Source organism: Steroidobacter sp., from assembly GCF_016790065.1.
In the GTDB taxonomy this organism is placed as follows: domain Bacteria; phylum Pseudomonadota; class Gammaproteobacteria; order Steroidobacterales; family Steroidobacteraceae; genus Steroidobacter.
On record NZ_JAEUPY010000903.1, the window covers coordinates 1 to 8,279 of the forward strand.

Genomic DNA, 8,279 nt, shown 5'->3' on the forward strand with positions numbered 1-8,279 from the left:
TGCCCGAAGGCGGCAAAGTCGAAGCGGGCGTGCTCACCCTCGGCGACGCAGTGACCTTGACGGTGGCCGACAACGGTCCGGGCATTCCGGAATTGGATCGCACTCGTATTCTGCAACCATTCGTTCGCTTGGAACGCGACCGCGATCAAGTCGGCAGCGGCTTGGGCCTGAGCCTGGTGGCCGCGGTGATGCGGTTGCATCGTGCCAGCATCGAGTTGCTCGACAACCGTCCCGGCCTGTTGGTCCGGTGCGTGTTACCGGTGCACGCTCAACGTCTTTCCAGCGACTCCACATAGAACAATTCGCACGCGCCATTGCCGGTGTCGGTACGAGTGAGCGAACTGGTCCAGGTGAAATTGTTCGGCCCCACCACGCTGACCAGTTGGCCGCGCAAGCGCACGATGTTGCCCGGCTTGACCCGCTGCAAACGATCTTCGATCAAATCGTTGGCCGGAATCAGATGCATGTTGGACGCGTTGAGCATGGCGGTCTTGAGGTCCAGCGCCTGCTCATCGGGATAGATGGAAAAGAACCGCCCGCCCTGGCGAATTCGAAAGTGCGATAGCACCGCGGTATCGGACATCGGGCCCCAGCCCAGCGCGAAATCGATGGGCGACACGGCAGCGCCGCCGTCCATTCGATATTTCTCCACCGACAGCACGCGGGCTTCGACGTCGAACTCGGCCAGCGGCGTCAGCTGATATTTCCCATGGGGGAACGCCGGCCGCTCGACCAACCGTTGCCACGGCTCGGCCTCGACCAGCACCCCGGGCGGATGATCGATGGCACGGCCTTCCACCAGCGCGGCCACACCCGCACCGAAGGCTCCCAACGCCACCAGGATTCGCCAATGAGCAAACATGGCGCGCAGCGTACTGCCGCCCTGTAGCGGGCTGCAGTGCGCCGGTCACATCAGACGCTACGGGGCATCCACCTTGACCCAGATCGACAGCTCATTGCTGCCGGTGCTGTAGCTCCGGCTGAGTACGCCGTTGTTGGTCTGGCTCGAGGACTCGCTCACACCGCCCAACTGCATCCAGGAACCCAGCCGCCCGGTCACTTGAGTATTTAACGACTGCGACTGGATGCCGCCGCCGGTGACGCGCTCATCTTGTTGTGAGATATCCAATATCACCTGATCGCCATTGACGCGCGGCGTAACCGTGAAGCCTCGCTGCAGATTGCGCTGCTCGATGGTGCCCGCAACAAACGGCCTGCGACCGCCGCCAACTGCGACGGCCGTCACAATCGGCACGCTGGTCCCGGTAGCGATGAAGGCCGAGCTGCCGGCCAGCACTTGCACGCTCGAGACGCTCGCTCCTTGGGTTTGCACGTTACGTTCGCCGGCACGCACCGTGGCGCCGGAGCTGGCACGCGGTCGTTCGTTGACTGAGAAACTGCCGTCGCCGGTGCGCAGCGTGCCGGACGCCGATGCCTGCTCGCGTTGCAGGTCTTGTGCTGTGCTCCGTCGCACAGAAACCAACAACTGTCGCTGTTGTTTATCCAACTGTTCGAGCGCCGAGCGCAGCTGCGCCAGGTTGGCATTGCTGGTGCGAACAAACAGCTTGTAATCCTGGCCGCTGAGCGCGCCGCCTTGCTCTAACAACGGTTGCAACACCGGGATCAAATCCTCGGCGCGCCGATGCTTTAAATCGATGACAGTGAGCGACTGCGCCAACGCTGTAGCCGCCATCAGACAGCCACCCAGCGCCAGCCAGGACCATTGCTGCAAACGTTTGCGCAGATTCTTCATAAAAGTCCGCTCACCTGAGCTAAGTCCCTGTATTCGATGACCAAACAACCGGTTCAGGTTAAGTCTTAGGTACAAACAGCGCATTTACTGCAGCTTGGCCGGCTCAAGCCCACGCGGATTATGCCGAATCAACATCTGTGCGGGCCTTAACCGCGTGCTGATCTTGGTCCTATAAGCAATGAATCTTATCCTCGGCATCGTGGTGGTGTTCGGCTGCGTGTTGGGCGGCTTCGCTGTCCATGGCGGTCAACTGGCGGCTCTCTGGCAGCCCTCGGAACTAGTCATCATCGGCGGCGCCGCGGTCGGCGCGTTGATCATCGCCAACCCGTTCAGCGTCTCCAAGCGCGTCGGCGCCGGCATCGGCGGCCTGCTCAAAGGCTCGCCTTACAAGAAAGATCATTACCTGGCGCTGTTCTCAGTGATGTACGAATTGCTGTCGATTGCGCGTAAGGAAGGCATGATGGGCCTGGAACGCGTCATCGAAGATCCGGCCAAGAGCGATCTGTTCAAGAAGCGGCCGTTGATCATGGGTGATCATCACGCCGTCGAATTCATTCAGGATTATCTGCGGCTGATCATCAGCGGCGACATGGATCAGCATCAGCTCGAAGCGCTGATGGATCTGGAAATCGAAACCCATCATCACAGCGGCGAAGAGCCGGCCCAGGCGCTCAACAAAGTGTCCGACTCGTTGCCCGGCTTCGGCATCGTGGCCGCGGTGCTCGGTATCGTGAACACCATGGGCGCGCTCGGCGGCCCGCCGGAAGAAATCGGCCTCAAGGTGGCGGCCGCGCTGGTCGGTACCTTCCTCGGCATCTTGCTGGCTTACGGTCTGCTCGGTCCGATGAGCACGGCCATGGAACGTCGCGCTCGCGATGAGACCGCGTTCTACACCACCATCAAGACCTGCATCATGGGCTTCCTGCAGGGTCATCCGCCGCAGGTCGCGATCGAGTTCGGTCGCAAGTCCACGCCTGCCGATCTGCGTCCGAGCTTCAAGGATCTCGAAGCCCAGCTGCGCGGTAAGAAAGCTTAAGGCTGCGGGACCCACGTCATGGCCAAGGCTAAGAGTGCGGACGGCGAACTCGCCCCGATCATCATCAAGAAGGTCAAGAAGGGCGGCCATGCGCACCATGGCGGCTCGTGGAAAGTGGCCTTCGCCGACTTCGCCACCGCCATGATGGCGTTCTTCCTGTTGATGTGGCTGATGGGCTCCACCACCCAGGAACAGAAAGGCGCCATCTCGGAATATTTCAACAATCCTTCGGCGGTGCCGGGTACCAGCACCGTGCCCTCGCCCACGTCCATTCAGGGCCCCGGCGGCGCCAGCACCAGCATGATTCAGCTGGGCGGCGGCATGGAGCTGCATACCGATGCGGCTTCTGAAGACGGCCCGCCCAAAGAAAACGTCACCGTCAGCGATGACGCCGCGGAGAAACGCGCCGAGCAGATCGACGCGGAGCGTCTCAACTCGCTCATGGATCAATTGAAAGAAGCGATCGACGCGCGTGAAGCGCTGGCGAAGTTCAAGGATCAGATCCTGTTGGACATCACGCCCGAAGGCGTGCGCATTCAGATCGTCGATCACGATCGGCGCTCGATGTTCCCGCTCGGCAGCTCCAAGCTCGAGGACTACAGCACCAAGATCCTGTTCGAGCTGTCGAACATCATCAACAACGTGCCGAACCGCATCAGCATCAGCGGTCACACCGACATCAAACCGTACATCGCCAACAACTACAGCAACTGGGAATTGTCAGCCGACCGCGCCAACGCTGCTCGTCGCGCATTGCTCGCCGGTGGCCTGCCGCCGGAGAAAGTGGGTCGCGTGGTGGGTCTTGCATCGAGCGTGCTGCTCGACAGCGCCGTGCCCGACAGCCCGGTGAACCGTCGCATCAGCATCATCGTGATGAACCGCCGCACCGAAGAAGCCATCATGCATGAGAACGGCACGCTACTCAGCGTACAACCGCCTCATGCCACTGACCCCGAGTCTGCTCCGGTCGCCGAGGCCGGCGGCACTGGCGCTCCTGTGGGTGGCGCTCCTGCGGGTGGCACCCCCACCGCTGACGCCGCTCCCGCTGCAGCCCCTGCAGCAGCTGGCGGTGCGCCTTCCATCACCGCTGCTCTGTCGCAGTACGAGCTGGTAGCGCGCTAAGCGAGCTTTGGCGGAGCGCGATCAGCTCCGCCGCATCCACTCCGGGTCGGGGATCTCGTGGAACGCGTGGCGCAGGCTTTCGCTCCAGCGCGTGCGGATCATTCTGAAGTAGGCGTGGTTCTCGTCGATGTTCACGTGGCTGTGAACTTTCAAATCGTCACGACGAATCGATAACAGGTCCAACGGCACGCCCACCGACAAGTTGGATCGAATGGTCGAGTCCATGGAAATCAGCGCGCACTTCGCGCCTTGCGCCAGGCTGGTGGAGCGAGAGATCACGCGATCCAGAATGGGCTTGCCGTACTTGGACTCGCCGACCTGGAAGTACGGCGTGTCGGCGGTCGCCTCGATGAAATTGCCGGCGGCGTAAATACAAAACAGTCTGGGTTGTTCGGTGCCGATCTGGCCGCCAAAAATCAGCGACGCATTGAACTCGATGTGATGCTCTTTGAGCGCGTCGGCGTCGCGACGATGAATCTCGCGCAGTGCCTCGCCAACGGCCATGGCGGCTTCGACCATGCTCTTGGCACCCCAGATACTCGCGCCTGGATCGTCGGCATGCTCGTGCAGGATGTTCACGACCGCCTGCGAGATGGCCAGATTGCCGGCGGTGAGCAGCACCATGACGCGCTCGCCCGGCCGCTCGAACACGGTCACTTTGCGAAACGTACTGATCTGATCGACGCCCGCGTTGGTGCGCGAGTCGGAAAGAAACACCAGCCCGGCATCGAGCAGCATGCCTACGCAATAAGTCATAGCTAGCAACCGACGAAAAGCGGGCAGCATTGCCCGGAGACGAACTATAAACCCATCACTGCTGCGCTGACGCCGCGATGCTTACCGCAACTTGCATCTCTTCCGCACCACCGCCGCGTCGAACGCCACGCACCGGGCAGGCGTCGAGGTAGTCGCGCCCCACCGCCAACCGGCAATGCCGGCCATCGGTGGGCGTGCGATGAGTGACGTCGACGGACATCCAGCCTTGCTCGCGCCCGGTCCAAACATCGACCCACGCGTGACTGGCGATCTCGCCGTCCCGGCCGGTGTAAAAGTACCCGCTGACGTAGCGCGCTGGAATGCCGGCGCTGCGACAACAAGCTATGTAGATATGCGAATGATCCTGGCAAACACCCGCACCTCGTGCGAACGCGCGCGAAGCCGACTCGTGCACATCAGTGGCGCCTTTTTCATAGCGCACTTCTTCACACACCGCTTCGGCCAGCCCGAGCAACTTGTCGCGTAGCTCGCCGCCACCTTGTAATTTCGGGCGAGCGAAGCCGACGATGGCCTCGTCAGGCCGCGTCAACGGCGTCTCCGCCAGAAACGCCAGCGGGGAAATCTTGCCTTCGTCGGGCAGCGATGCGCCGGCGTGGTCTTCGGTTTCCACCACGCCGGTGACCACGATGCGAATCTCGCGATGCGGACCATCGAGCGTCAACAGATGCACGATGTTGCCGTACGCGTCGACTTGCGACCGATACCGCCCCGGCGCGGCCAGGTTCCAACTGATCGCTCGCTGGATGGGATCGCGACGGGGCGTCAGGCGCAGATTCTGGACACTGCGTTTGACCGGCTCGCCGTAGCGATAGAACGTTTCGTGTCGGATGTGGAGTTGCATGCCGCTGTCCCGTAATTAGTCGGTCGCCGAAACCAGGAAGTCCCGCGAGACGCGGTCGCCCAGGTCGCTCACCTGGCCGAGGAAGCGCACCAGGTATTCGTGCAACCCGATCTCGAACACGCTGTCGATCCGACCGAAATGCAGCGACGCCTGTAACTCGCCAGCCCGCCTCTCGGTTTCCGCCGACTGCGAATTACGCACCGACTGCAAATGCATATGGACTTGCGACATGCACCGTCGTAGCGAACGCGGCATGTCGTCGCGTAACACCAGCAGCTCAGCGACGCGACGTGGCGTGATCAAGTCGCGGTACACGCGACGGTAGATCTCGAAGGAGGATACCGAGTGGAGCAACGCGCTCCATTGGTAATAATCCGTTGCGCCACCGGCCTGCTCGCCATGAGGCAGCAGCAGGTGATACTTCACGTCCAGAATGCGGGCGGTGCTATCGGCGCGTTCGAGATAGGTCCCCAACCAAGCGAAATGCCAGGCCTCATCGCGCAACATCGTGCCCTGAATGACGCCGCGGGCCACGTGCGAGCGATACTTCACCCACTCGAAGAAGTTGCCCACTTCGGCGTCGTTGGACGACCGCAGACTGGCCACGCGCATTTCCAGCCACGTGGCATTCAACGTTTCCCAGATTTCTGAAGTGAGCGTGCCACGCACTGCTCGCGCGTTCTCACGAGCTGCGCGGAGACAGCTGTAGATGCTCAGTGGGTTATCGCGATCGAAGGCCATGAAAGCGATGACGTTCGATGGGGTCACTGAGTCGTAGCGCTGCCGGAAGGCGTCCATCAGCCCGATGATGGTCAAGGTCGCGATCCAACCTTGCTCCACCACTTCCGAGCCTTGCGGTAGCAACGACATGCGAGAGTTCACGTCGAGCATGCGAGCAAGGTTTTCGGCCCGCTCGGTGTAGCGGGCCATCCAATAGAGATGATCGGCGGTGCGGCTCAGCATGCTCGTACGCCTTTCAGGCGCACTCGCCCAGCAGTATTCATTTTGTTTTTCCTTTCGGGAAAAACGAGTTCAATGAAAAGAAAAATCTGTGGCGGCGTTACGCGCAGATCGTTCATTGCTCCAACACCCACGTATCTTTCGTGCCGCCGCCCTGCGACGAGTTCACCACCAGCGATCCTTCTCGCAACGCCACTCGCGTCAAACCTCCGGGCACCAAGGTCACATCGCGACCTGACAATACGAACGGTCGCAAATCGATGTGCCGGGGCGCGATGCCGGCATCGACGAAGGTGGGACACGCCGATAGCGCGAGCGTCGGTTGAGCGATGTACTTTTCCGGCGAGCGCAGGATGCGCTGACGAAACGCCGCCAACTCATCTTTGGAAGCGGCGGGCCCGATGAGCATGCCGTAACCGCCGGCGCCATGAACCTCCTTGACCACCAGCTCCGACAAGTGAGCCAACGTGTATTCGAGATCTTCCTGCCGGCGCAAAACAAACGTCGGCACATTCGACAACAGCGGTTCTTCGCCGAGATAAAACCGGATCATGTCCGGCACATACGGATAAATCGATTTGTCATCCGCCACGCCAGTGCCGATGGCATTTGCAACCGTGACTCGTCCGGCGCGATATGCCGCCAGCAAGCCGGGAATGCCCAGCATGGAATCCGGCCGGAACACCAGCGGATCCAGAAAGTCGTCATCGATGCGTCGATAGATCACATCCACTCGCTGCGGGCCACGAGTGGTGCGCATGTACACGAACTCGTCGTCGACGAACAAATCCTGTCCCTCGACCAACTCGATGCCCATCTGTTGCGCCAGGAAGGCATGTTCGAAGTAAGCGCTGTTGTATGCGCCCGGCGTCAGCAGCACTACCGTCGGATCGTTCACACCTGACGGAGCAACGCTGCGCAAGTTCTCCAGCAACAAGTCGGGATAGTGTTCGACCGGCGCCACCGAATGCAGCGCGAACAACTCAGGAAACAAACGCATCATCATGCGTCGATCTTCGAGCATGTAGGACACGCCCGAAGGCACGCGCAAATTGTCTTCGAGAACGTAGAACTCGCCAGCGCCGGCGCGCACCACGTCGACGCCCGCGATGTGCGCGTAGATAGAGCCTGGCACGTCGATGCCCTGCATCTCCGGCCGATACTGGCCGTTGCACAACACCTGCTCCGGCGGAATGCGCCCGGCCTGCAAGATGTCCTGCGCGTGGTAGATGTCGTTGATGAACGCGTTGAGCGCGCGCACTCGCTGCTTCAAGCCGGCGGCCAGCAGTTTCCATTCGCTGGCCGGGATGATGCGCGGAACGATGTCGAAGGGAATCAGCCGCTCGGTGCCGGCTTCCTCGCCATAGACGGCGAAGGTGATGCCGACGCGGTGGAACAGGGTATCGGCCTCGGCCCGCTTGTGAGCCACCCGTTCGCTCGGCGTGCGCGCCAGCCAGGAGGCGAAGGTCTTGTAGTGCTCGCGCACTGCGCCGTCGCCAGCATGCATCTCATCGTACGGGGTCGCCGCCATCCAGACCTCTGTTGTAGCCCGAGCCGACTCATTTCGGCTCAGGCGAGCCCGGCTCAACGCAGCCGCAGGCTCAAACTTGTGTCGGGGAAGGGAGCGAAAAGCGTGCCAGCGCGTGACGGCGCTGACTATGCGTAGTTTGTGGGCGGAGTTTGTGAGTGCAGCGGTGCACTTGGGTCGGGATGCACCAACGCGAGGCCCCGCTAGCAGGCCTCGCGCACGATCATGGGGCGTATTACGGCAACTGGATCTTGCCGCCGCC

9 protein-coding genes are annotated in these 8,279 nt (G+C 61.6%); 3 read left to right on the forward strand and 6 right to left on the reverse strand.

What is annotated here, in order from left to right:
• Window positions 1–296, forward strand: a 296-nt coding sequence (locus JNL55_RS36175; RefSeq protein ID WP_293866593.1) for a sensor histidine kinase, incomplete at its 5' end; no start/stop codon positions are given.
• Here JNL55_RS36175 and JNL55_RS36180 read toward each other — a convergent pair.
• Both JNL55_RS36180 and JNL55_RS36185 read right to left on the reverse strand, forming a co-directional pair.
• Window positions 269–862 carry a hypothetical protein gene (locus JNL55_RS36180; RefSeq protein ID WP_293866596.1) on the reverse strand — a complete coding sequence of 198 codons (594 nt, stop codon included), beginning with the start codon at window positions 860–862 and terminating at the stop codon, window positions 269–271. The two genes, JNL55_RS36175 and JNL55_RS36180, sit on opposite strands and share 28 nt — an antisense overlap.
• A gap of 57 nt (window positions 863–919) precedes the next feature.
• Complete coding sequence (locus tag JNL55_RS36185) at window positions 920–1,753, reverse strand: secretin N-terminal domain-containing protein (RefSeq protein ID WP_293866599.1); 834 nt, start codon at window positions 1,751–1,753, stop codon at window positions 920–922.
• Window positions 1,754–1,931: 178 nt separating this feature from the next.
• On the opposite strand from JNL55_RS36185, the gene motA reads away from it, so the two are divergent.
• Window positions 1,932–2,789, forward strand: a complete 858-nt coding sequence (gene motA / locus JNL55_RS36190; RefSeq protein ID WP_293866602.1) for a flagellar motor stator protein MotA — start codon at window positions 1,932–1,934, stop codon at window positions 2,787–2,789.
• An 18-nt stretch (window positions 2,790–2,807) separates the two neighbouring features.
• On the forward strand, window positions 2,808–3,911 hold the full coding sequence (gene motB / locus JNL55_RS36195; protein ID WP_293866605.1) for a flagellar motor protein MotB: 1,104 nt from the start codon (window positions 2,808–2,810) through the stop codon (window positions 3,909–3,911).
• 21 nt (window positions 3,912–3,932) lie between these two features.
• On the opposite strand, the gene JNL55_RS36200 is transcribed toward motB, so the two are convergent.
• The 4 genes from JNL55_RS36200 to JNL55_RS36215 form a co-directional block, all read right to left on the reverse strand.
• On the reverse strand, window positions 3,933–4,667 hold the full coding sequence (locus JNL55_RS36200; protein WP_293866608.1) for a proteasome-type protease: 735 nt from the start codon (window positions 4,665–4,667) through the stop codon (window positions 3,933–3,935).
• Between the two features lie 55 nt (window positions 4,668–4,722).
• Entirely contained in the window at window positions 4,723–5,529 is an 807-nt protein-coding gene (locus tag JNL55_RS36205) for a transglutaminase family protein (RefSeq protein WP_293866611.1), read from the reverse strand.
• Between the two features lie 15 nt (window positions 5,530–5,544).
• Window positions 5,545–6,492, reverse strand: coding sequence for an alpha-E domain-containing protein (locus tag JNL55_RS36210; RefSeq protein WP_293866614.1), 948 nt, complete (start codon window positions 6,490–6,492; stop codon window positions 5,545–5,547).
• Window positions 6,493–6,604: 112 nt separating this feature from the next.
• Entirely contained in the window at window positions 6,605–8,020 is a 1,416-nt protein-coding gene (locus JNL55_RS36215; protein WP_293866617.1) for a circularly permuted type 2 ATP-grasp protein, read from the reverse strand.
• Window positions 8,021–8,279: the final 259 nt, after the last annotated feature.